This is a genomic window from Taibaiella sp. KBW10 (genome assembly GCF_003852495.1).
Taxonomy (GTDB): Bacteria; Bacteroidota; Bacteroidia; order Chitinophagales; family Chitinophagaceae; genus Edaphocola.
This window is the reverse complement of sequence record NZ_QAJI01000004.1, coordinates 396,943-422,622: the sequence shown is the minus strand read 5'-3', so window position 1 is coordinate 422,622 and position 25,680 is coordinate 396,943. Positions and strand designations below refer to the sequence as shown.

Below are 25,680 nucleotides of genomic sequence, written 5' to 3'. Positions count from 1 at the left end.
ATATATTGTAAGAATGAAAAATCTCTTTATAGCCATGATGGCTATCGGTACGCTCAGCATATCTTCTTCTGGCTTTGCCCAGGAAACTTCCAAAATAAAATCTGAAACCGTTAAGGTGAAAGGCGTGTGTAGTATGTGTAAAAAACGCATCGAGGACGCTGCCTACATCAAAGGTGTAAAACGTGCCGACTGGGACGTGAAAACGCAGGAATTAAAAGTAGTCTACAACGCGGATAAAACGACGCTCGATAAGATTGAACAAAGCATCGCCCATACGGGTCATGATGCCGGTAATGTAGTCGCCGACAAAGAAAAATATAAAAAACTTCCTTCATGCTGCGCATATAACGATGGGGCTGAATGCAGTCATTAATGCCTAAACCGTTTATATTTCGATTGGTCTTTATAGGAAGCCTTTTGGGTACTTTTCATTTTGCATCTGCGCAGGATAGCAAATTGGAGCAAACCGCAACGCTGAAAACCGTTACGGGTGTGGTATCTGATGCTCAAAATAAAGAAATAATGATTGGCGTGACCATCAGTAGCCTTGATGGCAAGCATCATAGTGTTTCTGACGAAAACGGCAACTTTAGTATAAGCTTGCCTGAAGAACAACAGCAGCTTGTATTTCGATACATGGGTTACCTAAATGATACCCTGTCTATTGTAAATAACAGTATGACACCAATACAGGTTTTACTTAAAGAAGAAAGCCACACTACCGGAAAGGAGCTCAACATCGTAGATGTGGTGAGTCGTAGAAAAACGACGGAGATCGGCCTTACCGGAGCCTTCAAAGTAGAAAAGATCGGCAGCAATGAACTCATGAAAGCGGCTTGTTGTAACCTTAGTGAGAGCTTTGAGACAACCCCCTCTGTTGATGTCGGCTTTACCGATGCGGTAAGCGGGTATAAGCAGATCCAAATGTTGGGTCTGGCTGGTGCCTACACCACGTTTACAAGAGAAAATATCCCCGATATCAGAGGGCTTGCGGCCATTACCGGCCTCAGCTTTACACCGGGTACTTTTGTAGAAAGTATGCAATTAAGTAAAGGTACCGGTAGTGTGGTAAATGGTTTTGAAGGTACCGCCGGACAGATTAATGTAGAATGGGTGAAACCTTTTGAAGATAAATCGCCCAAATGGCTCATCAATGGCTATCAAAGCACACAAGGCCGTTCAGAAGGGAATCTTGTATATAATCATAGTTTCAACAAACATTTAAGTACCAGTGTATTATTGCATGGCAGATCGGATTGGATGAAGGTGGATATGAATGGAGATAACTTCCTGGACAATCCTATGGGTACTAACTTTGTCGGAAGCAACCGCTGGTTTTATTTCGGAGATAATGGCCTCGAAATTCAAGGGGGTTTTAAGGCAGTGGTTCTGAATATGATGGGAGGACAGAAAAACTATACCGAAGGAACGCCGCAAGTCGTGGGTAATGCCTGGGGCTATGAAAATCAGGTAAACCGTTTGGAGACCTGGGCTAAGATCGGGAAAGTATTTCCAAATAAGCCTTATAAGAGTATGGGGCTGCAGCTTTCCGGTGTTTTTCATGATCAAAGCAACCGCTATGGTGCCCGTACTTATGATGGTAGCCAGCAGAGTTTCTATGCCAACTATATCTACCAAACTATTATCAATAATACCAATAATATCATCAAGTTTGGGGCAAGTGCGCAATACGATAAGTATAAAGAACAGTTCAACAATACACCTTTAAACAGAACCGAAGTTGTGCCCGGTGCTTTTGTAGAATATGCCTATAAATACCTGACCAAGTTTAATGCAGTGATGGGTTTAAGAGCAGATTACCATAACCTGTTCGGAGCGTTTTTGACGCCAAGACTGCACCTGCGCTATGCCCCTGCAGAAAATACGGCTATCCGTGCGTCTATAGGCAGGGCACAAAGAACGGCTAACTTTCTGGCAGAGAACATGGGCTTTATGGCTTCTTCCAGGGCCTTCCAACTGAATGGGACGGATATCAATACCATGCAAAGCGGCGCCTATCCGTTTAAACCGGAAGTAGCCTGGAATATGGGTTTGAACCTGACACAGAAATTCCGGTTGAATTACAGAGATGGTACTTTCGGGATCGATTATTACTTTACCAATTTCACCAACCAGATTGTGGTGGATATGGAGCAGTATAATGCCGTTAACTTTTATAACCTTGACGGAAAGTCTTACTCCCATAGTATTCAGGCACAAGTAGACTATGAACTGATCAGAAACCTGGATATCCGTTTGGCCTATCGTTTTTATGATATTAAAACAGATTATGTTTCCGGATCAAAGGAAAAACCCCTTGTGGCGGCACAAAGAGCATTTGCCAATATCGGATACGAAACCAAGAACAACTGGAAATTTGATTATACCGTACAATGGATCGGCGCGAAGCGCGTACCGCAACGGTACAACGAACATGCCCAGCATATTCATGGTTCCGATTATTCCCCTACCTATTGGATGATGAATGCACAGATCAATAAATCATTTAAGGATAGCAAATATGAAGTATACCTGGGTATGGAAAATATCGGGAACATCATGCAACATCCCTTAATTGTAGATGCACAAAATCCATTTGGAAACAACTTTGATGCCTCTTTGGTATGGGGTTCCGGTATGGGGCGTAATATCTATGCAGGCTTCCGTTTGAATTTGAAATAAGTAAATAGTATGATAAGCTCTAAATATAAGGAATTGACTTTTGGTTGATTCCTTATATTATTTTAGGGCATACTCCTTTTCTGCTCATTCCGACAATAGGAGGAATCTCCAATAGATTATTTAGATTGCTTGCCCGGCTGCGAAAAGAGAATTGTAAGCTATTTAATACGCTCTTTGCTCTTAAGCACTAGAAAAGACCCTTCATTAATAAAAAATGAAATAAATTTGTTCAAATTTTGAAGATGAAAAGAATATTGCTCGCGTTTATTTTAAGCGTTTTTATATATCCCAATACTAGCAGTGCCCAGATCGGAGACCAGTCACCCGAATTACAACAGATCATCACCAGCGCCGGAAATTTTTTATCTAAAAATGATTATGATAATGCCGCGGCCATGTATATGCAGGCCATCCGTATGGCGCCGGACAATGTTGCTTTGCGCCGGGATCTTGCTTATACCTACTTCCTGAAAAAAGACTTTGAATCGGCCAAACAAACGATAGAACCGGTACTGAACTCTGCTGCTGCGGATGAACAGACTTTTCAGATAGCAGCCGTAATTGAACAAGCTAATGGCAATATCACCAAAGCGAAAAAGATTGTGTCAAGCGGTTTGGATAAATATCCAAATTCCGGGGTGTTATACAATACCAAAGGTAATTTGCTGATTGCAGATGCCAAAAGTAACAATACGGCCTTGAAGGAGTGGAATAACGGGATTAAAAAGGATCCCTACTACCCTACCAATTATTATAATGCTGCTAAGGCTTTATACCAGAATAATGATTTTATGTGGGCGGTAATTTATGCAGAAATTTTTATCAACCTGGAGCCTTATACCGCCAAAACGGTAGACATGAAAAAAATGCTGCTTGATGGGTATAAGAAAATATTTTCTCAGACGGAAGATAAGTCCCTGCCCGGTTTTAATGGCGAAAACAGTAGTAAAAAAGAAAGCCGCAATTTCGCTTCGGCTTATAAAAAAGCCATTAATACCAATATTTCTACTATCAGCGATGGCTTTACGGTAGACAACCTTACCATGTTGCGTACCCGTTTTTTGGTATACTGGAATAGTAATTTTGCCCGTACCTACCCCCAATCATTGTTTACTTATCAGACCAAAATTATCAAAAACGGGCATTTTAATGCTTATAACCAATGGTTATTCGGTGCCGTAGAGAGTTCTCAGAACTTTGCTGCCTGGTCTAATCAGTTTAAAGAAGCCATCAGGAATTTTGAGATGTGGAAAAAAGATAATCCGTATCTACCCAATCTGGCTGATGAAAAACCAGAGTTGAAATAATTTACTCAGAATAAATATATTGACAATACTTTATTACTTTTGCAAAAATTTTTAAAGAAAAATATGGAATTCAATCCTTGGCACAATGTGAGTTACGGCGATAAAGCGCCTGAAATCGTAGACGCAATTATCGAGATCCCCAGAGGATCCAGAGCGAAATATGAATTAGATAAAGATTCCGGGATGCTGCGTTTAGACAGGGTTTTGTACCACTCTGTTTACTACCCGCACAACTACGGCTTTATACCGCAAACTTTTTGTGATGATAATGATCCACTGGATATCTTAGTATTATCTCAGGTTGATATTCACCCTATGTGTATCGTTTCTGCAAAAATCATTGGTGTAATGCGTATGGTTGATCAGGGAGAGGCAGATGATAAACTGATTGCAGTATGTGACAAAGATATGAGCGTAGCCCATATTAATGATATCAGCGAATTGCCGGCCCACTTATTGAAAGAGGTAAAACAATTCTTTGAGGAGTACAAACGTCTTGAAAACAAAGAAGTGGTAATCGAAGATTTCCACGGTGTAGATGTAGCCCGTGAAATTCTGGCAAAATCGATTGAAGATTATAAAGTGAAATTCGGTAAATAAACGAAGAAAGATAATGGTTACATAGGGTATGCACAGGCATACCCTATTTTTTTGTATAATTACTATGAATACATAAAATTATCGGTTATATTTATAGCCCTTATTCCAACTATTATCCTGTTCAAAATACAAAACGCTTATATGTATCCTATAGTCAATTGGCTCCGGTATGGGCTTATCTTTATGGCTTTTTTCTTACTTTCTGCTAAGGGCTATGCCCAGGCCAAACCCGGAAATATGGCTTTACCCCCGGGTAAAATTGCTCCGGTGATGAATGAGCTTGCCTATTGGGAGATCATTAATCAATCCCTATTACAAAGTACGGCACAGGAAGAACAGGAAGAATTTCTATCCGATACTTTAGCGCAGCTTAGTCCGGAACAGCTGATCGGTTTTAAATTAAAAACGGATCAATTACTGCTTGATGCTTATAATGGAAGCCTATGGTGTGCAGCCTATCTGATGAAAGGGGGATGTGGAGAAGAAGATTTTACCTTTTTCCGGTATTGGCTTATCACCAGGGGTAAGAAAATATTTGATTTGGGTATAAGCCATGCCGATGATATCGCTTATGCAGTACAGGACAATATCAATAGTGCATTCGACTTTGAAGCCTTGGCAACATTACCTGCAGAAGCCTTTAAAAAGACCACTCAAAAAGAGATGGATGATTATATCGACTATACACAGGTTAAAACGACACAAGAGCATTATCCTCCGATAGAAATTACCTGGAGAGAGCAGGTTCCTGCGACCATGCAAGTATTATGCCCTAAATTATACCAGCTTTTCTGGACGGGTAAATAGATGATCCTCATTCCAAAGCAGAGTAAGGTTTACCACTTTAGTTTTGTCCTGTCGACGTTAGGAGACATCTTTTCAGAATTGTTTTAGATTTCTCCTTTCACGTTACTCCATTCTAAAGGGCGATAGAAACTTATTTCCCTTTTATTGTATTCCAGGTTTCAAAAAGAATGTCCTGATTGGGACGATCTACCGGCAACTCACTTAAGGGTTCGCAGGCTTGCCAATGCTCCTGCATATCTTTAGGCAGGCTTTGGTACAATTGTGTTCCTTTTGTTTTCCAGGCAATCATATCGTCACTTACTTCTTTAATTATTTTAGCGGGGTTGCCCACCACCAGGCTTCTGCGGGGAATAATCGTATTGGCATTGATAAAGGATAAAGCGCCTACGATACTCTCCTCCCCGATGACTACATCATCCATGATCACGGCATTCATCCCGATAAGGCAGTTTCTGCCAATATGGGCACCGTGTATTATCGCGCCATGCCCGATATGCGCACTTTCCTCCAGTTTGACCGTTACTCCGGGAAACATATGTATGGTACAGTTTTCCTGCACATTACAACCATCGGCAATTTCTATGCCCCCCCAGTCTCCGCGTAAAGCCGCTCCGGGACCAATATAAACGTCTTTTCCTATAATCACATTGCCGGTCACAATTGCCTGAGGGTGCACAAAAGCCGTTGGGTGTACCACCGGTATAAAACCTTTAAATGCATATATCATAAACTGATTTTTTGAATTATACTGTATAGAATATTAGTGGCATTTGAAATGCTCAAAGGGTTCTTTGCAATCCAGGCAGCGGTACATCGATTTGCAGCTGGTGGCGCCAAAACGGCTGACCAACTCTGTATGGACGCTAGCACATTTTGGACAAGGCACTTCATCTTCTTCAAACAAAGCCAAATCATCTTTTGCTTTGCGTACCGGAGGTGCAATACCAAAGGCATGCATTTTCTGTCTACCACTTTCCGTAATCCAGTCGGTGGTCCAGGCAGGACTTAAGGACTGCTCAATGTGTACGGTCTTTAGCCCTCTGCCCAGAAGGGTCATCCTGATCTGCATTGCGATTACATCCATAGCAGGGCAGCCGCTATAGGTCGGGGTGATGGTGACGGTCACTTCACCGGCTTCTCCGGTCCGGACATCGCGTAAAATGCCCATTTCCTCGATACTTACCGTTGGAATCTCAGGGTCAGTCACGCTCTCCAGCCAGGTCAGTATTTGTTCCCGGGACGACATCTTAATTAACTTCTACTATTAAAAATTTCAAATATTGTGTATTGGGTACATTCCATACGATCGGATGATCGGCGGCTTGTGTTTGCCAGGTTACCTGTCTGATCTGTTTGCGGGCATCTTTGGCAGCTGCTTCAATCGTTTTAAGGAACATATCGGGCGGTACTAAGTTGGTACAGGAAGCCGTAACTAAAAAACCGCCTGGTTTCAGGAGTTTCATACCCCTCAGGTTGATTTCTTTATAACCGGTTATGGCTTTTTGAATATTCGCACGGCTTTTGGTAAATGCGGGAGGGTCCAACATCACCGTATCAAATCGTTTTCCTTCTTTTACCCATTTCTTCAAGACATCAAAGGCATTCACACATTCAAAGGAACAAATATCGCTATACCCATTGAGCGCCGCATTTTTGCGGGCAGTATCCACTGCTTTATCGGAGATATCCAGTCCTAATACACTCTTGGCACCATATTTGGCGGCATGATTGGCAAAAGTACCCGTATAACAAAAGGCTTCTAAAACCTCCGCATCTTTTACAACAGGAGCAATGAACCGGCGATTATCCTGCTGATCCAAGAAATAACCCGTCTTTTGTCCGTTTACAATATCGACATGGAATTTCAAACCATTCTCATTGATGATGATATTGGTATCGAAAGGATCGCTCAGGAAACCTTTTATCTGCTCCATACCTTCCAGTTCTCTTACCGGAACGTCATTACGCTCATATATACCTTTAGGGGAAAATATTGTGTTTAAGGCCTTTACAATCGATCCTTTCCAACGCTCAATACCCAGAGCCATGGTTTGGATCACAAAATAATCATTGAATTTATCGATGATCAAGGCCGGAAGACCATCCGCTTCACCAAAGATCAAACGGCAGTTTTCTACATAACCCATGCGCTGACGATAGGCCCATGCATTTTGTATTTTATGCAGGAAAAAATCATCGTTTATCGATTCTTGCTTACGCGTCAGTAACCGCACTTTTATTTGAGATAAAGGATTGATATATCCCTTACCAACAAAAGAACCATTAGAAGAAAATACATCTACAATATCTCCGGCTTCATAAGCGCCTTCCTCGTCTCCAATCTCGTTGTTAAAAATCCAGGGATGCCCGTCTGCAATTCTACTGCTGATCTTCTTGTTTAGAAATATTTTAGCCATACTGCGAAAGTACATCAAATAAGCGATTTGCCCTTATATCCGAGCGCTAAAAAAACGCCAATATGAAGCTCATATTGACGTTTGCTATAATTTACTGATTCAGATTACAGTTTACCATCTTTCATGGACTGCAGAGTCTGCTCAAAATCTTCAATCCCTTCTGTAATCCCGGCCTGTTTCAGGCCTTCAACGGCTTCTGATTGTTGTTTAATGGCTTCTTCCGTTTGCCCGTCTACAAATAGCAAATGCGCATAGGTATCGATAAATGCGGCACGGTTTTTAATATCGGAACCAATCAGCTCCAGCGAACGCTTAGACCATTTAAGTGCATCTTTATACTGTGCTTTCTTTTCTTGTTCATAGATACCCCAGGCGATCTGGTTTAATTCTGAAGCCGCACTCATGGAAGCAATGCTAAGTATACTGGGATTTTGTTCCAGTGTCACATCTATTTGTTGCTGATGTTGTGCTTCTGGTACTTTATTGGCAATCATTTGTTGTTTGATCGATAACAGCGTTTCTTCTTTTCGGATATAATTCTCCTTGTCGTAAGCCTGATCCGATTTGTTGGTATAATAATTGGCTTTTTCTTTCATAAAGGCATTCATCTTTGCCTCATCTCCCATCGCTTCGTAGAATTTACCTTTATAGAAGAGTAAATCGCTTTCCGGTAATTTACTGTATTTCCCGATTAAGGGCTTCATTAACTCCTCAAATCTGTTTTCTTCTTTGTTCTTACCCAATTTGTCTGCCGTACTATTATAAAGGTTTTGGGTATAATAGGTAAAGAAATTGGGAGCGATATTCTTTCTTAATGCATCAACCTGATCGGCATGGGCCGCCAGTATAGGAAATGCTTTGTTGTCCACTGTATGGGTATTGTCCAGTAGAAAATTCAAATCTTCATCACTTATTTTTTGTTGGTTGATGTATTTAGCTACATAAATGTTGATTGCCTCATCGCTGTTTTTACCCAGACGCTCCGCTTTTTGAAGATATTGGGTAATAAAGGTTTTGTCGCTATTGCCTTTCTTTAATTTTACCACATAATCTTCCCATTTCAGCGGATCTTTTTGCTCTGCCAGCGCAATGTCAGCATTTTCCAAAAAAGCATTCAGGTCGCTCATGCCCATCTTGGTATAAACAATAGAGCCATCTGGTCTGATAAATAAGTTTGTCGGGTATCCCTCTACCTTGTATTTCTTGGCTACACCGATACCCTCGCCCTTTTCGGCATCTATTTTATAATTGACAAAATGGGTATTATATTTATCACCGGCCTCTTTAGTAGGGAAAAATTCTTTAGCCATCTTCTTACAAGGGCCGCACCAGGTGGTGTACACGTCTACAAAAACAATTTTATTTTCTTTTTTGGCTTTGGCTAATGCTTCTGAAAAGCTTCCTTCTTCAAACTGGATACCTTGTGCCCAAAGCATAAAAGGGCTTAATACTGCAAAGGCAAGGCCTAATACCGATTTTCTCATTATTCTGGATTTGATGGATTTGTATTTTATCGTTTACAATATTAACGATTTATATGAGACGTTTCTGCGCCCTCAACTCAATTTTAACGTACTTCCCGAAGATAATTTTCCTTAAGACGGTCGTAAAAGGAATGTTTATCCACGAAGCTGGAAATAAGGTTGGCGATAATAGCCGCCAGCAGCAGGAAGAAAATAACACTATGCCGGTCCGTCATTTCAAAAATAATAATGGCAGAGGTAAAAGGTGCTCTGGTGACGCCGGTAAGGAAGGCCGTCATGCCGATCAGGATCAGCAGGTTGGCATCTGGTCCCGAAAAATGGGTGATTTGTGCGATCAGCGCCCCAATAGATGCACCTGAGCTTAAAGAAGGGGCAAATACACCTCCTGCACCTCCGAAACTAAAGGAGGCGATCAATCCGTTCATACGGATAAAAGGGAGATACCAGGCTACCGTTTTATCGGAGGTAAATAAGGTACGTTCCATTAATTCTTTACCGGAGCCCATCGCTTCTGTGCCAAAGTAGAAGATAAAGGTCGCCACAAAGAGCCCACAGAATACAACCACACCCATTTGCCTGAACTGGTTTTTGATCTTCCCGAAAAACTGTATCACTTTTAACAGGACCACACACATTTTGCTGCCGAAGAAACCGGCAACGATAGCCGTTAAGACCACTACGATGATCAGTAACCATTCGTCGGTAGCTAATTTGGGATAACCTAAATAAAGATAAGAGCCACCTAGTCCCTGTGCGGTAAGCCCCGCAACAATTACGGCGATAAACAGCGGCGATTTATAGTGTTTTACATGGAATTTTGATAATTCCTCTATGGCAAAAATGATGCCGCCCAAAGGGGTATTGAAGGCCGCGGCAAGCCCCGAGGCGGCCCCCGCGATCAGGATATTACTTTGCGAAATGGGTGTCCACCATTTGGGTAGCCATTTATGTACCTGGTAAAATATAGAACTGGCAATTTGAATCGTGGGGCCTTCCCTACCCGCGATACCACCTCCGATAATCTTTATGGCACTGGATACAATCTTGACTAGGATAATCTTCAGGCTTAGAAAACGGCTGATCAGGGCATTGTCTTTGGGGTTGGTCAACTCTAGGGCCGCCATCACCTGCGGAATACCACTGCCTTTGGCATAAGGCGCCATGCGCTTGACCAACCACCAGGAAAGCAAAAAGCAAACCGGTGTGATCAGGAAAATAAGGTATTTGTTCTGATGATAGAGATAAACCGAAAGGGATTCGGAATAGCTAAATACTTTGCTGTATAAAAACGCGACAACACCTGTGATCAGGGAAGCCAGCAAAAAGGGCAAAAATTGAAGCGACTGATGTTTTAATTGTGCATTTGTCTCTATAGTCTTATCATAAGCATTTTTAAGATAGCGGCGCGTATAGACTACGCCCGGGCTATTTTTTAATGTTACGATCGTCCTTAAATGCTTGATTTTCAATTGCTATAAATTGCTGACCAAATGTATAAAATTGATGACGGAATAATTATAATAAAAACGGCTGAGGCTATTAAGCCTGAGCTAAAATCTCTTTCAGTTTTGCGATTACTGTATCGATTTCTGCTTTGCTATTGTGTTTGCAGAACGAGAAACGTACCGGTACCCTGTTGCTACCCGGAGCAATACAGCTGATTACGTGGCTGCCTACACTGGCTCCACTGGAACAGGCACTGCCGCCAGATACACATACGCCCGCCATATCCAGGCTCATCAACAACATTTCCGATTTCTCCGTATTAGGGAAAGAGGCATTCAGCACAGTATATAAAGAATCACCGTTCCAATCGCCGTTAAAACTTACTTCTTTGATTTGTTCCTGCAATTGCGTGGCCATGTATTGTTTCAGGCTTTCAATATAAGCAGCATCTTCCTCATAAGTATCTGTAGCCATTTGCAGGGCTTTGGCAAAACCAACGATGCCATACAGGTTTTCCGTACCCGCACGCATATTGCGCTCTTGTCCGCCGCCGTTCAGCATTGGCTTGATCGATACCTCGTCGCTGATGTATAAAATGCCTACGCCTTTCGGGCCATGAAACTTATGACCGGCGCCTGTAGCAAAATGTACATTCAGATCTGTGAAATCTAAAGGATAATGCCCTACCGTTTGTACGGTATCACAATGAAATATCGCATCGTATGCTTTACAGATCTCTCCTACTTCCTTGATGGGCAATAGGTTTCCGATCTCATTATTGGCATGCATTAAGGTAACCAGGGTTTTTCCTTCAGTATGTCCTGCCAGGAGTGCTTTTAAAGACTCCAGGTCTACATGGCCATTAGGTAAAATAGTTACATAGGATACTTTAAGCCCCTGATCGGCCCAATATTCGGCACAATGCAATGTTGCATGGTGCTCTATAGGAGAAGTAATGATATGATTACATCCCAAATCCCTTATCGCTGCGCGGATAGCAGTATTACTGCTTTCGGTGCCTCCTGAGGTAAAAAAGATATTACCGGGTTTGGTATGTAATATTTTTGCAACAGTCTTTCGCGCCGCTTCAATACCCATCTTGCTTTCCCGTCCATAAGAGTAAATCGAGCTCGGATTGCCAAATTTCTCGGTCAGGAACGGAAGCATTTCTTCCAAAACTTTAGGATCAAGCGCAGTGGTAGCGGCATTGTCGAAATATATACGTTGCATCATCATTTTAAAATAATTGCCAAAGTTACAAAAAACAATATCATATAGGCATCATTTTATGAGGGCATTTGCATTTTTTTATGAGGTCTTGATGAAACTGATGTTCCGGCGGATGCCTTTCCATTTGGAACGTTTAATGGGAGAATTTTTAAGGAGGACTTTAAAAAAGTCTTCATCGAGGCTTTCCCAGTCACCGGAACTAAAGTTGAGGATCTCCGGAATAGGTTTAAAAGCCTCTTGCTGATGGGGTTGTGAAAACCGGTTCCAGGGGCATACATCCTGGCAGATATCGCAACCAAACATCCAGTTCTTGAATTTACCGCTCAATTCATCGGGAATCAGCTCATCTTTTAACTCTATGGTGAGGTAAGAGATACACTTGTTCGCATCAATAACTGAAGGCGATACAATGGCCTGGGTCGGGCAGGCATCAATACATTTGGTACAGGTGCCGCAAAAATCCTTGGCAAAAGGATCATCGTATTCGAGGGAGAGATCAACGATTAAAGTTGCTAAAAAGAAAAAAGAACCTGATTGTTTGTTGATCAGGTTGGCATTTTTGCCAATCCAACCCAAGCCGGTGCGTTGTGCCCAGCTGCGCTCCAATACCGGTGCGCTGTCCACAAATCCACGGCCCTGTACTTCTCCGATCTGGGCTTGTATTTCAAATAAAAACTCATGCAGTTTAGCCCGGATCACTTCATGGTAATCATGGCCATAAGCATATTTAGCGATTTGCGGGGCGTCTGTATCCTGTTTTTGATCGGGATAATAATTCATCATAAGCGTAATGACGGATTGGGCTCCGGGTACTAGTAACTGAGGATTAATGCGTAAATCGAAATTACGCTCCATATAAGACATCCCTGCATTATATCCCTTATGTAACCAGGCTTCCAGATGGCGGGCATCGTCTTCGAGTTGTTCCGCTTTAGCAATACCACAATAGTCAAAACCCAGGCGTTTGCTGAGTTCTTTTACGATACGGGTATGTTGTGCGGCGGTAATGTCGGGGAATATTTAGGGTACAAAAATAGATAGAGATTCGCAATAAATCTATTTAAAGAATTGAAATACTTCGAAATGGCAAAACGGTTACCTTTGTGTTCTTTTTGTATAAAAACATTTCCCTTGAGTTTCGTTCAAAATTTTCTTACTAAAAATGAATCTTTAAAGAACAAAGAATTTCTCCACTATTTAAGTATTCGTTTTGGATTGATCTTTGCCTTAAGCCTCCAGTTTACCGTAATAACTTACTGGATTTACCAGATTACAGGACATAGTAAGGTGGCGCTGGCCATGGTTGGGCTGGCCGAGGTGATTCCGGTGGTTGCCAGTTCATTTTTTGCCGGTTATCTTGTAGACCTCAGGGAAAAGCGCAAATTAATGATCCAGATCATTGCAGCTTACGTTTTATTGGGCATCGGGCTGCTCTATTTGTCCCTACCGGTTACAGCGGCTCATATGACGCATGACATGCGTATTTTCCTGATCTATACTATTATTTTTATTGGGGGCATTATCCGTTCCTTTTTAGGTCCGACCTCTTTTTCGCTGGTAGGCTTGCTCATTCCCAAAAAACTCTATCCGAATGCGGTAAGTTGGTCTAGTATGGCCTGGCAGTTAGGTGCCGTACTGGGACCGCTGGTCTCTGGTGCTATTATAGCGGCTTCCGGTCCGGTAGAGGGTATGTCGGTTGTCGTGATTATCGAAATCCTTTTATTAATCCCTGCTTTTTCGATCAAACCCAAACCGATTATGAAGCGCGAGCGGGAACCGGTACTGCAGAGCATCGGGGAAGGCTTAAAGTTTGTATTCAAGACCCCTACACTACTCGGGGCACAATTGCTCGATATGTTTTCGGTTTTGTTTGGTGGGGCTATTGCTTTATTACCGGCCATTCAGCAGGAGCTTTTTCCTTATGACGGCAGTTTTTTCAGCGGAGCCACCGCATTTGGGATTCTTCGCTCGGCTACCGGTATCGGTGCCTTGCTGACTTTGGGTATCCTGGCGTTTTTGCCCTTAAAAACCAATCCCGGTAAAAAGTTATTTGCCTGTGTGGCGGCCTTCGGATTGTGTATTATCGGCTTTGGATTATCTACCAATTTCTTTTTGTCTTTCAGTTTTATCCTGCTTTCGGGCATGTTTGATGCGGTAAGTGTGGTCATCAGAAGCACCATCTTACAATTAGTGACTCCCGATGAGATGCGCGGACGGGTGGCTTCTGTCAACAGTATGTTCATCAGCTCGTCTAATGAACTGGGCGACTTTGAAAGCGGTATGATGGCCAGCTGGCTGGGTACGGTTCCGGCGATTGTGACGGGCGGCTGCATTACCTTACTAATCGTTGCCGTTACTTTTTTCCGCACCCCGCAACTACGCAATTTTAAGTTTGAGGAACATGAGGAATAAAGCGGGTATGCATGCGACTGTTTTTTATTCGAAAAAAGTATAGCGGTAGTATAAGACCGGTTCCTGTGCTTTGGTATCCGGGTCTATGAATAAGAGTTTATCGTGTAGGCCTAAACTATTTTCCGTATAGCGATAGCGATCTTTTTGTAATGGATTTTCCCGCTTTTCCATACCATTATAGCCGGGGTATGGTGCCGGTTCTCCAAAACATTTTTGTACATAGCAATGGAATTGCTGTTTGCCCGAAAGCGTACGGATATAATGATCGCCTTTTAAATAATTGTAGCTGATCTGTATCCTGTATGAATAAGGGTATAATTGATCATCGGCATAATTCTGTTTGAGTTTCTGGCGTAAGAGCACATGCTTTTTATCCATACTGAACTTCGTTTTTCCAAAGAAGTTTTTATAAGGGCCGGAAAAGGCCACCTTCTTTCCTAAGTATTTCTGATTATAAAAGGTATTGGCTTCATTGAGCAGTTTGCCAGACTTGCTGATATAAGTATGGTTGGTATGGCAAACGACTAAAGTATCGTTTTGTAATAGTGTATCTGTGGTCGTAAAGCTGGAATCAATCCGAATAATTCCTTCTTCGATTGTATAGATTGTTTTCTGAACGTTTTTGCCCTGCTGCCCCATCTGCGGATAATATTCCGTTTTGAAACAGAAAGGCGTCTTTCTACCCTCACTATTTATTTGTCCCGCCCGGTCCAGTTCCAGCTGAAATAATAAACTTGAATCGGCCGCCTTGTAGATTTGTACCTGTTTTACCTTCCGCTCACTGTAAAAGGTATTGTGGGCGTAAACGATAAACCTGAAATCTTCATATGGTTCATATCTTTGTTCAAACCTTTGCGGCGGGTATTGATCCATGTGTTGTAACACATATTTGAATTCATAGGTACCCCTGACTAAAATGTTTACTTCCTGCGCGTTTAGGGTATTTACACCGGCGAGTAGGAAGATTCCAATAGCGCAAACGTTTTGCACCAATAGCGGTTTCATATAAGACCAATTTTTAAGCATAAAGGGATATAATGTAGCTAATCTGTTCCTTAACGGCCATTGCATTGCTTTTGCGCAACTGACCAATTATGTATTTCCATCCATCTGTACCACAATCTTTTTGATTATGGCAATTTGTCCTAAATGATAATGGGTATGTTCGATGATCCCGAGTAGATTACGAAAGTAGTTACCATATTTTTCTTCTGTAAAATCGGCCCAGAGTTGCGCTTCCGGTAGTTGTTCTATTAGTGGTACGACCTTTTCCGCATCCGCCCAGATTGTCTGTAATAACAAATCCCAGTCTTCCTGAGAATTGATGGGTGGATGTGCAAAGCTGTATTGGTCTTTGGCAGTTAAGGGGCGACCTTCCAGGACATCTATGAGTGCCGCCACGTAATAATGCACATGGTAGCTCAGGGCGCAAATGCTATTCAAACCATACACTTTGGTCAACGCTTGCTGCCAGGATACATCTGAAAGATTGTCTTTAAGATTGGACCAGCTCCAGTTGCCGCCAAAATGAATATCCCTGAAATGTTTCGCTAATTGTGTGGATGTGTTCATCTAAAGCGTTTTTTAATTGTATTCAAATTTAAGATAAAAGCGCCAGGAATATACCCCTGGCGCTTTTATCTTCGGTTTACGAAAATCGTCCTTTTTAGGATGGTTCTTCCGAAAACATACGCAACATATTGTCTAAGGCCTTTTCCGAATGTAAGGACTCCGTTTGTTCCAGGGTCATTTTTGCGGTCGCGGCGGCTCTTTCCCGCATCTTCAACTCATAATGAGCGATTGCGGATTGCAGGTCGCTAAATTGATTGCCCCTCAGGCATTCACTGAGCTCCAAAGCATCAAGCATGGCCATATTCACACCTTCTCCCGCGAAAGGAGGCATAAGGTGTGCGGCATCGCCGATAAGACTCAGGTTGGCTTGTGCGGTCCAGGTTTGGGTTAAAGGCATACAGTACTGGGGTCTTGGGATAAAGCTTGTCTTTTCATGGGCAAAGAGTTCTTGCCAAATGGGATCCCATCCGCTGAATTCCTGTTGAAACCAATGTAGTAGTTGTGTATTATCCTTAAAATCGATACCGCTATCAACCACCCATGATTCTGCCGTTTTACAACCGGTATAAAAGGACATTGCCCCTGCTTCTTTGGAGCTAACGATTAAGGTTTTTGAATCGCCCAGGGCAAATATTTTACCCCCTTTTAACAGCTCATAAATCCTTGGGCTGTTTATAGCCGCATCATATATTGTGCCTTCTACCATGGTAATACCCGAATAAAATGGTTTTATATCGGTAAGGTATGGTCTGATCCTTGAACGGGCGCCATCTGCACCGATAACAAGATCGGCAGTAGCGGTTTCGCCGTTTTGGAATTGGATGGTCCATACCTGATCTGTTTGGGTCATGGATATGAATTGCCGATCCCATACGACAGTACCGGGCTGCAAAGCAGCCAGTAATATTTTTCTTAAAGGGCCCCGGTCTATTTCCGGTCTGAAATCGGCATCTCCAAAGTCCTCTGCGGGCTTTGTCCGATGGTCGTCAAAATGAATATGGGCCGCTCGATCCACAACACGCATTTTATCCGCTCCGGGTCTGAAGTGTGCCAAAAAGGCCTCCATCAAACCGGCTTTACGGATGGTTTTTAATCCCGAATCTTCATGTAAATCGAGTGTTGCCCCTTGTATTCTTACGTCACTATTCTGGTCTCTTTCATAAACGGTTACTTCAGCACCTGCCATTTGTAGAAGCCTCGCCAGGCTTAAGCCTCCGGGGCCGCCGCCAATAATAGCTATGGTTTTATTTTGTATCATCATGATTAAATTTGATTTAATTTATCATGCAAAATTAGGGCTTCGGTAAGGTGGACAATTGTATAAATCGGTCGTTTTTATTTTGAGCAAGTTCTTTAGGTGTGACACCGGAGCGTTTTTTGATTTCCCGTATAAAATGTGCCTGATCACTGAAATTTTGTTCCGGAAAAAGCTTTCCTTCCCTTATCTGCCGGAAAGAAGCCCTGAATCTTAAGGTATCACAATAGGCTTTTAGCGAAATGCCGAATTGCTGGTTAAAATAACGGTTGATCTGTCTGCTACTCCAATAAACCCGCTCCGATAGCTCTTGTACGGTTAAAGCGCCTTCCGAGGCATAGATCAGCTCAAAAAGTCGTTCCTTCCTGGAATCTATTGCTTCCGGTTGTTGCTCTTTTATTTTAAGGCTCGCCCGCGTACAAAAATAATCAAAATTATGGAGGTCTTTCTGTGCGAATCCCCAAAAATCGTCGGCTAAAACCTGCCCGTCATTCAGTATAGAGGATACTTTGGTATCGAGTATGTATTCCATAGCCAACAGGGTAAAGCTGATCGCAAAAATAACGGATTGTGGGGCTAAAGCGGCTTTGGTGGCCTCTGTCTCCAAACCTAAAAGGGTTACATGATAGGGTTCTGTTGCCGTATAAGAAAAGAAAAGATCAATTCTGCCATCGGGTAAGAGCACAATTTCTTTTGCTTCTTTGGAATGGTTACAAAGCATCCAGAAGCTGTCGACAAATCGTGCAATGGCAGGATCAGGACACTTAAAGAGGTATTCTATTTCGGTATCCAACATTTTTTAGGGGATTATTTGGTAAGGTATCCTTTGTATAAATGCTTTTAAGAGGCTGTATCTACTAATGTTTTAAAAGCCTGTATAAATTTAGTAAACGCGGCCTCTGTTGGCTCGTCCGAGATCAGGCCTGCTTCATTAATCTTGCCTTTAATACCGGGTATCAATAAGGTGGTTTCAGCGGTAAAATGTGTCATGAGTGTCTTCATGATCAACTGTAATGCTTCATGTCCTTTCTGTCCATTTGCCGAAGCAGTTATCAGCCCGGTTGGCTTATCGGAGCACACGGTTGTGGAGACGCACCATTCAAGTGCATTTTTAAGCCCGCTCGGGATGCTAAATATATATTCGGGTGTGGCGATCAGCAAGCCATCTGCCTGTTCTATCTCTTTTCTAAGGGCCACTATTTCTTTTGGAGGATGATGAGCCGATAATTCGGGATCAAAATGGGGTAAGGTTTTTAAGTCCTTGTAGATGGTTAGGTTAAAGTCGTCTTTTGTACGCTCTGCAAGTATATCCATGAGCTTTTGATTGGCTGAATGGTTGTCTGCGCTGCCGATAATGGCCAATATATTTTTCTTTATAGTCATGTTCCTGATTTATGGGAAAGTTTTAGCGAACAGGTTTTAGCGGTTTGCTGAGCTCTTGCCTTAAGGCTTCATTGATATTGTCTTTATTCAGACCCACCTCTTTTAAGATGATCCAAATATCTTGCTCGCTTTTCATTAATGCAAATAATTTTTCTTTTCCGTACATCCGATAGGTTCTTTCGCAAATCAATGCAGCCGTTAGATAGGGAATGGAGGTTTCCTGCTCAAAATATTGCCGCTGATAGGTATCCATAAATCTTGCAAAATCGGCCTCCGGATTTTCTAAGAGCCATTTTTTTAGTTTATGCCTGTGCCAGGCATAATCGTAAAGGCCGCTGCCGGAAATATAAGTAGCGATCCCTTCATCGATAAATTTATTGATGTTTGGATACAGGTGCTTGGTATAGATATGAATGACCTCATGGGTATACAATTCAGCATTATTACCGGAGAAAACAAGGTCGCCGAAATCGGCCAGTCCCCCGCGCTGGTCTACATACATCATCGGGTTATAATCAAATCCCTTGATCTCAAAAACTTCTTTGGGGTTAATACAGGAATAATAGGTGATATGTAATGGTTTAGTCTGGAAAAAAGCACATAGCCTTTTGATCTCCCGGGCTTGTTTTCTTACTTCCGTTTTATTGACGGTTTTGTTTGGTGATATTTTATAATGCAGGCTGCCAGCAGTATGCGATCGCCAGGATGAAGTGGCATAATCGAGGTAGCGGCTAAAGCGTATTATTTCCCCTTCTATATTGGCTATAAGGTTGAAGATTGATTTCAACTGCCGCTCATTCGTTGATTCATTATAACCGATAAAGGCAATCTTTACTATTTTTTGCGCTTCCTTACCTGTAGGTAAAATTTCCATCAGGCTTGGCTTGAAAAAGTCCTCCCCGTATTTACTGCTTTCGACATGGAATATATCCAGATACGGATAAACGTAGCGGTTAAAATCATCCGTATGCCAATATTTATTTTCAGTGAGGGAGGTATTTTTGGTTTGCAAGAAAAGGTTTAAGGTCTTTATGATCTCTTTGTTTGTCGGATTGCTCTGATCAATGACAGGCGAAACCGTCAAGCCCAAACGGCCCGTATCGGCTGTTTGGGCCTGACAAATAAAGGTAGTGATGCTTAGTAAAAGGAGTACTATTGGTTTCATGATATTTTATAACCTCTTTTAATCGTCTGTTATGGCTGCAAAAACATTAATCTTATACCGTTCCTCATGTCCCCGATCATCTGTAAAGACCAGGTCAATATAATGATTCAGCCGGGATTTAGAGTATCCCAGGCGGAGCTGGAATTCATAGGTGCCGGAACTATGGGGTTTCAGTATTTCCGGTGTTTGGGCATATGGGCTTATGTTCGGAGCGTCATTCCAGGCCACACCTTTATTCAAATAATGAAAAGGACGATTGCTTTTATTTTTAAAGCCGATCTTCAGGCGGAGTGTATTGGCTTCGGTCCGGCTGATGCTACCGTAATTAAGCCGCAGCACGCCATTGGTCGTTACCGAATCAAATACAATGGCTTGTTGCTGTGCACTGAGTGGAGGGCTTCCGAACCATAAACCGAATAGCCCAAATAAAAAATATAATCCCTGTTTCATGAATCTCTTATAATATTTAAATATAGCGAAAAGCACGCAGGTACAAAACTTCTTTGCTACCGCTGTTTGTTTTTTAATTTGTCCATTTACGCTACCCTATTTATACTGCAGATCAGGATCAGATTAATTATATGCCAAAATTTATTTTCCCATGCATCGTTTAAAGAATTACCTATATATTTGCGACACCATAAATTTTTACATTTTTATATTATGAATACAAAGAAAATATTGGCTGCTTTAGGCATCGAAAAAGTAAATGAAGGTACTTCTACCGGAAGCAAATGGCTCAAAAGCGGTGGCCAGAACCTGGATTCTTTTTCTCCTGTAGATGGTAAATTGATTGCATCGGTAAAACAATCGGCGGCAAAAGATTACGAAAAAGCAGTAGCCAAAGCACAAGAAGCGTTTTTAGAATGGAGAATGATCCCTGCGCCTAAGCGTGGAGAAGTTGTTCGCCAGTTTGGAGAAGCTTTGCGTAAACAAAAAGATAATTTAGGTGCGCTTGTTTCTTATGAAATGGGCAAAAGCTTACAAGAAGGTTTGGGAGAAGTACAGGAAATGATTGATATCTGTGATTTCGCTGTAGGTTTATCCCGTCAGTTGTACGGTATGACGACGCACAGTGAGCGTCCGGGACATAGAATGTATGAGCAATGGCATCCACTGGGTATTTGTGGGATTATCTCTGCCTTCAACTTCCCTGTAGCAGTTTGGAGCTGGAACACTGCCCTGGCTTGGGTTTGTGGTGATGTGTGTATCTGGAAACCTTCTGAGAAAACACCATTGACTGCTGTAGCTTGCCAAAAAATAATTGCAGATGTATTCAAAGCAAACGGTGTACCGGAAGGCGTAAGCTGTCTGGTGATCGGTGGCAGAGAGATCGGTGAATTAATGAGCCATGATGAGCGCGTACCTTTGGTATCGGCTACCGGATCTACTCGTATGGGTAAAGCGGTAGGTGCTGCTGTAGGACAACGCCTGGGCCGTTCTTTATTAGAATTAGGTGGTAACAATGCAATCATTGTAACTGAAAATGCAGATTTGGAAATGACCCTGATCGGTGCCATTTTTGGTGCCGTAGGTACTGCCGGACAAAGATGTACGACGACCAGAAGACTGATTATTCATGAAAGCAAATACGAAGAACTGAAAAAGAAAATCGTAAGTGCGTACAAACAATTGAAAATCGGTGATCCTTTGGATACCAAAAACCACGTAGGGCCATTGATCGACAAAGATGCGGTAGCCTTGTATGAAGCAGCCATTAAAGCGGCTGAAGCAGAAGGTGGCAAAATATTGGTAAAAGGTGGTGTATTAAATGGTAAAGGTTATGAAAGCGGTTGTTATGTAAAACCGTGTGTGATCGAGGCGGAACATAATTTCAAAGTGGTTCATACCGAAACGTTTGCCCCGATTTTATATTTGATCAAATACAATACTTTAGACGAGGCGATTGCTATTCAAAATGAAGTGCCACAAGGTTTGTCTTCTGCAATCATGACGACTAACCTGCGCGAGGCGGAATTATTCTTAAGCGTTACGGGTAGTGATTGTGGTATTGCCAATGTAAACATCGGTACAAGCGGTGCGGAAATTGGTGGTGCTTTCGGTGGAGAGAAAGAAACCGGTGGTGGCCGTGAGAGCGGATCGGATGCCTGGAGAGCGTATATGCGTCGTCAGACCAATACGATCAACTACAGCACCAGCCTGCCTTTGGCGCAAGGTATCAAATTTGATTTCTAAACAAAACCCATAAAAGCCACTGTTTCCATGAGTATAGGAGAGCAAATTTTAGAATTATTGAAGTATACGGTGCCGGCTCTTGTTGTATTGATTGCCGCTACGGTGATCGTCAACAAATTCCTGGTGGGTGAGTATAAAAGAAAGCAGCTTGCTGTATTCCAGGATGGACAGGAAACTACCCTGCGTCTGCGGTTACAGGCCTATGAGCGCCTGGCGATGTTTATAGAAAGAGCGCATCCAAGGGAACTGGTGCCCCGTATTTATGTGAGCGGTATGACGGTAAGAGACCTGCAGACTTTGTCTGTAGCCAGTATCAAAACGGAATTTGAACATAACCTTTCCCAACAGATTTATGTATCTGCACAGGTTTGGAATACGATTATCTCCGTTAAAGAACAGGAAATTGCTATGATCAACCAGATTGCACAGGATATGAATCCGGATGCAGATGCCAAGGAACTGAATGCACGTATTATTAACTTTATTATGACCCGGGAAGATGCTACTCCTACGGAAATTGCATTGGAAGTGATCAATAATGAAGCAAAAAAAGTGATGTACCAACAGGCATAAACTGTTGTTCTTGATAAGAAAGAGGCCTTACACCGAAGTGTAAGGCCTCTTTCTTATATGTTACGATTATTTTAAATGTTGCACAAGCAAACGTTAATACCCTTTTGTTTTGATATTTGGATGATAAAAAGGGATAACTTTAATCTATCATTTTTTCACCTTTAAAAATTGTCGTAAAATGAATGTAAAACCAAAACATATCGCAACCTTTTTATTAGGGGTCGCAGCGGGTGCTGCCGCCCTAAAGTACGCTAAGATGAGCGATGAAGAAAAAGAAAAGCTGACGGACAATCTTAAAGACAAAGCCAATAAATTTAAGGATGAAGCCGAGACCTCTTTCGACAAAGCAAAAGAATACTTTGCGGAGTTAAGTACTAAAGGAACGGATTCTTTGAAGGAATACTGGGCAGAAGCAGAGAGTTATATCAAGGACTTGATCAATAAGAAAGAAAAGGCCACGGATATTGCAGCAGATGCTGCTTCTGATATTAAAGATACGGTTAAGAACGCCGGATCGGATATTAAGGATGCTGTAAAAGCATAGTTTTTCTATCTATTTTTAAAAAGAGGATAGCCGGTTATTTGGCTATCCTCTTTTTATTATTTCTTCTTTTGTTTTGTTTACAACAATATTGTGTTTAGTTTTGCCCACGATTAGCAATAATCACACCACGGGGTGCCTTACTTTCAGGCTGAGATCACACCCGTAGAACCTGGACCAGGTAATGCTGGTTAGGAAATGGTAGGTACTTAGGTTTTCCACTGAAATACTTACTGATCAATAATAAAGGATGCGTATTGTCGTGTCTGGTATTTTATGTATCAACAATTGTAATGTAAACAATAATGAATAAGCAAACCTCTTTACTCGTAGTGGGTATAACCTGTGCTACGGTTGCACAGGCACAAAGTGCAGATACAGTCCGTGCTCAGGAGTTGAACCCGGTAGAAGTTGTGGCCTTGAGGGCAAGTACTAAAGCGCCTTTTGCCCTGACAAACCTTAAAAAAAAAGATATTCAAAAAGGCAATGATGGCCGGGATGTATTTAATCTCTTAGACCAGACGCCTTCTGTACTCATCAACTCTGATGCCGGTGCCGGCGTAGGCTACACGGATATCCGGGTAAGGGGAACGGATGGACAGCGGATCAATGTAACGATCAATGGTATTCCGGTTAATGATGCGGAGTCACAAGGGTCTTTTATGGTAAATATTCCGGATTTGATCTCATCTGCAAGCAGTATTCAGATACAAAGAGGCGTTGGCTCCAGCACCAATGGTAGTGGTGCTTTCGGCGGAACGGTGAATATCAGTAATATTGAACAAAATGACGAAGCTTCGGTGCGCCTGATCAATACGGTAGGCTCTTTTAATACCTTAAGACATACGCTGACTGCCGGAACGGGCAGACTCAAAGGTGGTTTCAATATGGATGTACGCCTATCAAAGGTTTCCAGCGATGGGTATATCGACAGAAGTGCTTCGGATATGAAATCCATACAATTCATTACTGGTTGGACCAGCAATAATAATAAGACCAATATTAAATTCAACCTTTTTTCGGGCAAACAAAAAACGGGACAGTCCTGGAATGGCGTGCCGCAGGATTCTCTGAAAACCAATCGTACTTATAATGAATTGGGGCTTGAAGATGATGGTACGTTCTATAAAGACCAAACGGATAATTACCAGCAAGATTTTTATCAGTTGTTTGTCAATCATAAATTCAATAACCACCTTAAAGTCAATGCAGGTCTGTATCTTACACGAGGCCGCGGGTTTTATAACGAATACAAATCGGGTGAAGATTATGGCACTTATGGATTGCCTAACCATGTCGTGGGGAATGATACGGTTAAGCAGACGTCTTTAACGCGCCAGTTGTGGTTAGATAATTATTACTATGGTGGTGTTGCTTCTTTGATCTACACTAAAAATAGGACTAGTCTCATTTTCGGTGGTGCCCTCTCTCAGTATGATGCCAAACATTATGGCTTTGTAAAATGGGCCGAAAATGGTGGCGTACCGCTTGATTACCGCTGGTATAACCTTAGGGCATTTAAAACGGACGCGAATATTTATGGAAAACTGGAACAGGAATTATTTTCTCATTTCTATGGCTTTGCCGATCTTCAATTGCGTTCCGTAAGCTATACCATCAACGGTTTCCGGAAACACCCTACGGTATATACCGCAGAAAACTATCTGTTCTTTAATCCTAAAGCCGGATTTTCTTATGTGACTAATCATCATAAAGCTTTTGCATCTTTTGCAATAGCCAATAAAGAGCCTAACAGGGATGATTTTGAAGCAGGGGTCAATCAAATTCCAAAGCCGGAACAGTTAAATGATATTGAGATCGGTTATCAGTATTTCGGATTGAAAGGTAGTGTGGGCGCTAACCTCTATTATATGTTATATAAAGATCAGTTGGTGGCTACAGGTAAGGTTAATGATGTAGGTGCCTACACGCGCACGAACGTTGCACAGAGTTTCAGAAGAGGTATAGAACTCTTTGGAAATACCACACTGGCCCCTTGGGTAAGCCTTGCGGCGAACATGACCTTATCGCAAAATAAGATTAAATCCTTTACGGAGTATATCGATGATTATGATAACGGTGGCCAAAAAGAAATCGTGCATCACAATAGTGATATTGCTTTATCTCCCGGAATTATTGCCGGAGGGACTATATCTTTCAAACCATTCTCTCTACCCTATCAGCAACAGTTTTCAATTGACCTGATCGGCAAATATGTTGGCCGTCAGTATCTGGACAATACTTCTGATAAGAAACGTAGTATTGATCCCTATGGTCTGGCTAATGTGCGTTTAAGTTATAGTATTCAGAATAAATGGATCAAAGATGCTTCTTTGAGTCTTATGGTCAATAATATTCTGGATAGAAAATACGAGTCTAAGGGCTATACCTTTAGCTATGTAGCTAATGGTATACAGACTTCTAATTATTATTATCCTCAGGCGGGCCGCAATTATTTGCTGACTTTATCCCTGGGATTCTAATCGTTTTCTTGCTTGCTGTCGCTGCGTTTCAAAAAGACAAATAGCGCGTGATACATTCTATTTCCTGTTTTGTCCTTCCGATGCAGGAGCAGGCCAAATAATCGTCAACGATCGATTAAGCAAAGGA

24 protein-coding genes and 1 riboswitch are annotated in these 25,680 nt (G+C 42.1%); of the genes, 10 read left to right on the top strand and 14 right to left on the bottom strand.

The window, feature by feature from the left end; all coding sequences use genetic code 11:
- The first annotated feature begins 13 nt into the window (after window positions 1-13).
- The 5 genes from DBR32_RS09555 to DBR32_RS09535 all read left to right on the top strand — a co-directional run bounded on the left by DBR32_RS09555 (window position 14) and on the right by DBR32_RS09535 (window position 5,396).
- Window positions 14-373: a heavy-metal-associated domain-containing protein gene (locus DBR32_RS09555; RefSeq protein ID WP_124636085.1), complete on the top strand. Its 360-nt coding sequence runs from the start codon at window positions 14-16 to the stop codon at window positions 371-373.
- The gene (locus DBR32_RS09550) at window positions 361-2,682 is read left to right on the top strand and encodes a TonB-dependent siderophore receptor (RefSeq protein WP_124636084.1); all 2,322 of its coding nucleotides are present in this window, start codon (window positions 361-363) and stop codon (window positions 2,680-2,682) included. Before DBR32_RS09555 ends, DBR32_RS09550 begins: the two co-directional genes overlap by 13 nt.
- 242 nt (window positions 2,683-2,924) lie before the next feature.
- Window positions 2,925-3,989 carry a lipopolysaccharide assembly protein LapB gene (locus DBR32_RS09545; RefSeq protein WP_124636083.1) on the top strand — a complete coding sequence of 355 codons (1,065 nt, stop codon included), beginning with the start codon at window positions 2,925-2,927 and terminating at the stop codon, window positions 3,987-3,989.
- A 63-nt stretch (window positions 3,990-4,052) separates the two neighbouring features.
- Entirely contained in the window at window positions 4,053-4,589 is a 537-nt protein-coding gene (locus DBR32_RS09540) for an inorganic diphosphatase (protein ID WP_124636082.1), read from the top strand.
- Window positions 4,590-4,730: 141 nt separating this feature from the next.
- Entirely contained in the window at window positions 4,731-5,396 is a 666-nt protein-coding gene (locus DBR32_RS09535) for a DUF4240 domain-containing protein (protein WP_124636081.1), read from the top strand.
- 130 nt (window positions 5,397-5,526) lie between these two features.
- On the opposite strand, the gene DBR32_RS09530 is transcribed toward DBR32_RS09535, so the two are convergent.
- The 7 genes from DBR32_RS09530 to queG form a co-directional block, all read right to left on the bottom strand.
- Window positions 5,527-6,123, bottom strand: a complete 597-nt coding sequence (locus DBR32_RS09530; protein ID WP_124636080.1) for a transferase hexapeptide repeat family protein — start codon at window positions 6,121-6,123, stop codon at window positions 5,527-5,529.
- Window positions 6,124-6,156: 33 nt separating this feature from the next.
- The gene (gene paaD, locus DBR32_RS09525) at window positions 6,157-6,642 is read right to left on the bottom strand and encodes a 1,2-phenylacetyl-CoA epoxidase subunit PaaD (protein WP_124636079.1); all 486 of its coding nucleotides are present in this window, start codon (window positions 6,640-6,642) and stop codon (window positions 6,157-6,159) included.
- Window position 6,643: 1 nt separating this feature from the next.
- A complete protein-coding gene (locus DBR32_RS09520) occupies window positions 6,644-7,813 on the bottom strand; it encodes a class I SAM-dependent rRNA methyltransferase (protein ID WP_124636078.1) in 1,170 nt (389 codons plus the stop codon).
- A gap of 104 nt (window positions 7,814-7,917) precedes the next feature.
- Window positions 7,918-9,297 (bottom strand): protein disulfide isomerase family protein, encoded by a 1,380-nt coding sequence (locus tag DBR32_RS09515; RefSeq protein ID WP_124636077.1) that lies wholly within the window; start codon window positions 9,295-9,297, stop codon window positions 7,918-7,920.
- Between the two features lie 83 nt (window positions 9,298-9,380).
- Window positions 9,381-10,766, bottom strand: coding sequence for a chloride channel protein (locus tag DBR32_RS09510; protein WP_199724434.1), 1,386 nt, complete (start codon window positions 10,764-10,766; stop codon window positions 9,381-9,383).
- 70 nt (window positions 10,767-10,836) lie between these two features.
- Complete coding sequence (locus DBR32_RS09505; protein WP_370453699.1) at window positions 10,837-11,976, bottom strand: cysteine desulfurase family protein; 1,140 nt, start codon at window positions 11,974-11,976, stop codon at window positions 10,837-10,839.
- A 75-nt stretch (window positions 11,977-12,051) separates the two neighbouring features.
- Entirely contained in the window at window positions 12,052-12,957 is a 906-nt protein-coding gene (gene queG / locus DBR32_RS09500; protein ID WP_255416696.1) for a tRNA epoxyqueuosine(34) reductase QueG, read from the bottom strand.
- Between the two features lie 147 nt (window positions 12,958-13,104).
- Between queG and DBR32_RS09495 the strand changes: the two genes are divergently transcribed.
- The gene (locus DBR32_RS09495; protein ID WP_158605949.1) at window positions 13,105-14,385 is read left to right on the top strand and encodes an MFS transporter; all 1,281 of its coding nucleotides are present in this window, start codon (window positions 13,105-13,107) and stop codon (window positions 14,383-14,385) included.
- Window positions 14,386-14,409: 24 nt separating this feature from the next.
- Here DBR32_RS09495 and DBR32_RS09490 read toward each other — a convergent pair whose 3' ends face one another.
- The 7 genes from DBR32_RS09490 to DBR32_RS09460 form a co-directional block, all read right to left on the bottom strand.
- On the bottom strand, window positions 14,410-15,390 hold the full coding sequence (locus DBR32_RS09490) for a hypothetical protein (RefSeq protein ID WP_124636074.1): 981 nt from the start codon (window positions 15,388-15,390) through the stop codon (window positions 14,410-14,412).
- Between the two features lie 87 nt (window positions 15,391-15,477).
- Complete coding sequence (locus DBR32_RS09485; protein WP_124636073.1) at window positions 15,478-15,957, bottom strand: DUF1572 domain-containing protein; 480 nt, start codon at window positions 15,955-15,957, stop codon at window positions 15,478-15,480.
- Window positions 15,958-16,051: 94 nt separating this feature from the next.
- Window positions 16,052-17,218, bottom strand: coding sequence for an NAD(P)/FAD-dependent oxidoreductase (locus tag DBR32_RS09480; protein WP_124636072.1), 1,167 nt, complete (start codon window positions 17,216-17,218; stop codon window positions 16,052-16,054).
- A 31-nt stretch (window positions 17,219-17,249) separates the two neighbouring features.
- A complete protein-coding gene (locus DBR32_RS09475; protein ID WP_124636071.1) occupies window positions 17,250-18,008 on the bottom strand; it encodes an AraC family transcriptional regulator in 759 nt (252 codons plus the stop codon).
- Window positions 18,009-18,052: 44 nt separating this feature from the next.
- Window positions 18,053-18,595, bottom strand: coding sequence for an NADPH-dependent FMN reductase (locus DBR32_RS09470; RefSeq protein ID WP_124636070.1), 543 nt, complete (start codon window positions 18,593-18,595; stop codon window positions 18,053-18,055).
- A 22-nt stretch (window positions 18,596-18,617) separates the two neighbouring features.
- Window positions 18,618-19,760 carry a hypothetical protein gene (locus tag DBR32_RS09465; protein WP_124636069.1) on the bottom strand — a complete coding sequence of 381 codons (1,143 nt, stop codon included), beginning with the start codon at window positions 19,758-19,760 and terminating at the stop codon, window positions 18,618-18,620.
- 18 nt (window positions 19,761-19,778) lie between these two features.
- Entirely contained in the window at window positions 19,779-20,210 is a 432-nt protein-coding gene (locus DBR32_RS09460; RefSeq protein ID WP_124636068.1) for a hypothetical protein, read from the bottom strand.
- A 213-nt stretch (window positions 20,211-20,423) separates the two neighbouring features.
- On the opposite strand from DBR32_RS09460, the gene DBR32_RS09455 reads away from it, so the two are divergent.
- The 4 genes from DBR32_RS09455 (at window position 20,424) to DBR32_RS09440 (ending at window position 25,553) form a co-directional block, all read left to right on the top strand.
- A complete protein-coding gene (locus DBR32_RS09455) occupies window positions 20,424-21,956 on the top strand; it encodes an aldehyde dehydrogenase family protein (protein ID WP_124636067.1) in 1,533 nt (510 codons plus the stop codon).
- A gap of 27 nt (window positions 21,957-21,983) precedes the next feature.
- Window positions 21,984-22,529, top strand: a complete 546-nt coding sequence (locus tag DBR32_RS09450; RefSeq protein WP_124636066.1) for a hypothetical protein — start codon at window positions 21,984-21,986, stop codon at window positions 22,527-22,529.
- A 178-nt stretch (window positions 22,530-22,707) separates the two neighbouring features.
- Window positions 22,708-23,073 carry a hypothetical protein gene (locus DBR32_RS09445; protein WP_124636065.1) on the top strand — a complete coding sequence of 122 codons (366 nt, stop codon included), beginning with the start codon at window positions 22,708-22,710 and terminating at the stop codon, window positions 23,071-23,073.
- A 118-nt stretch (window positions 23,074-23,191) separates the two neighbouring features.
- Window positions 23,192-23,286: riboswitch (TPP riboswitch) on the top strand.
- A gap of 89 nt (window positions 23,287-23,375) precedes the next feature.
- Window positions 23,376-25,553 (top strand): TonB-dependent receptor, encoded by a 2,178-nt coding sequence (locus DBR32_RS09440; RefSeq protein WP_124636064.1) that lies wholly within the window; start codon window positions 23,376-23,378, stop codon window positions 25,551-25,553.
- Window positions 25,554-25,680 lie beyond the last annotated feature (127 nt).

Bases quoted from the DNA above. Each gene is read 5' to 3' on its own strand.
- DBR32_RS09555 (WP_124636085.1), top strand. From the start codon at position 14: ATGAAAAATCTCTTTATAGCCATGATGGCTATCGGTACGCTCAGCATA.
- DBR32_RS09550 (WP_124636084.1), top strand. From the start codon at position 361: ATGCAGTCATTAATGCCTAAACCGTTTATATTTCGATTGGTCTTTATA.
- DBR32_RS09545 (WP_124636083.1), top strand. From the start codon at position 2,925: ATGAAAAGAATATTGCTCGCGTTTATTTTAAGCGTTTTTATATATCCC.
- DBR32_RS09540 (WP_124636082.1), top strand. From the start codon at position 4,053: ATGGAATTCAATCCTTGGCACAATGTGAGTTACGGCGATAAAGCGCCT.
- DBR32_RS09535 (WP_124636081.1), top strand. From the start codon at position 4,731: ATGTATCCTATAGTCAATTGGCTCCGGTATGGGCTTATCTTTATGGCT.
- DBR32_RS09530 (WP_124636080.1), bottom strand. From the start codon at position 6,123: ATGATATATGCATTTAAAGGTTTTATACCGGTGGTACACCCAACGGCT.
- paaD (WP_124636079.1), bottom strand. From the start codon at position 6,642: ATGTCGTCCCGGGAACAAATACTGACCTGGCTGGAGAGCGTGACTGAC.
- DBR32_RS09520 (WP_124636078.1), bottom strand. From the start codon at position 7,813: ATGGCTAAAATATTTCTAAACAAGAAGATCAGCAGTAGAATTGCAGAC.
- DBR32_RS09515 (WP_124636077.1), bottom strand. From the start codon at position 9,297: ATGAGAAAATCGGTATTAGGCCTTGCCTTTGCAGTATTAAGCCCTTTT.
- DBR32_RS09505 (WP_370453699.1), bottom strand. From the start codon at position 11,976: ATGATGCAACGTATATATTTCGACAATGCCGCTACCACTGCGCTTGAT.
- DBR32_RS09490 (WP_124636074.1), bottom strand. From the start codon at position 15,390: ATGAAACCGCTATTGGTGCAAAACGTTTGCGCTATTGGAATCTTCCTA.
- DBR32_RS09485 (WP_124636073.1), bottom strand. From the start codon at position 15,957: ATGAACACATCCACACAATTAGCGAAACATTTCAGGGATATTCATTTT.
- DBR32_RS09480 (WP_124636072.1), bottom strand. From the start codon at position 17,218: ATGATGATACAAAATAAAACCATAGCTATTATTGGCGGCGGCCCCGGA.
- DBR32_RS09475 (WP_124636071.1), bottom strand. From the start codon at position 18,008: ATGTTGGATACCGAAATAGAATACCTCTTTAAGTGTCCTGATCCTGCC.
- DBR32_RS09470 (WP_124636070.1), bottom strand. From the start codon at position 18,595: ATGACTATAAAGAAAAATATATTGGCCATTATCGGCAGCGCAGACAAC.
- DBR32_RS09465 (WP_124636069.1), bottom strand. From the start codon at position 19,760: ATGAAACCAATAGTACTCCTTTTACTAAGCATCACTACCTTTATTTGT.
- DBR32_RS09460 (WP_124636068.1), bottom strand. From the start codon at position 20,210: ATGAAACAGGGATTATATTTTTTATTTGGGCTATTCGGTTTATGGTTC.
- DBR32_RS09455 (WP_124636067.1), top strand. From the start codon at position 20,424: ATGAATACAAAGAAAATATTGGCTGCTTTAGGCATCGAAAAAGTAAAT.
- DBR32_RS09450 (WP_124636066.1), top strand. From the start codon at position 21,984: ATGAGTATAGGAGAGCAAATTTTAGAATTATTGAAGTATACGGTGCCG.
- DBR32_RS09445 (WP_124636065.1), top strand. From the start codon at position 22,708: ATGAATGTAAAACCAAAACATATCGCAACCTTTTTATTAGGGGTCGCA.
- DBR32_RS09440 (WP_124636064.1), top strand. From the start codon at position 23,376: ATGAATAAGCAAACCTCTTTACTCGTAGTGGGTATAACCTGTGCTACG.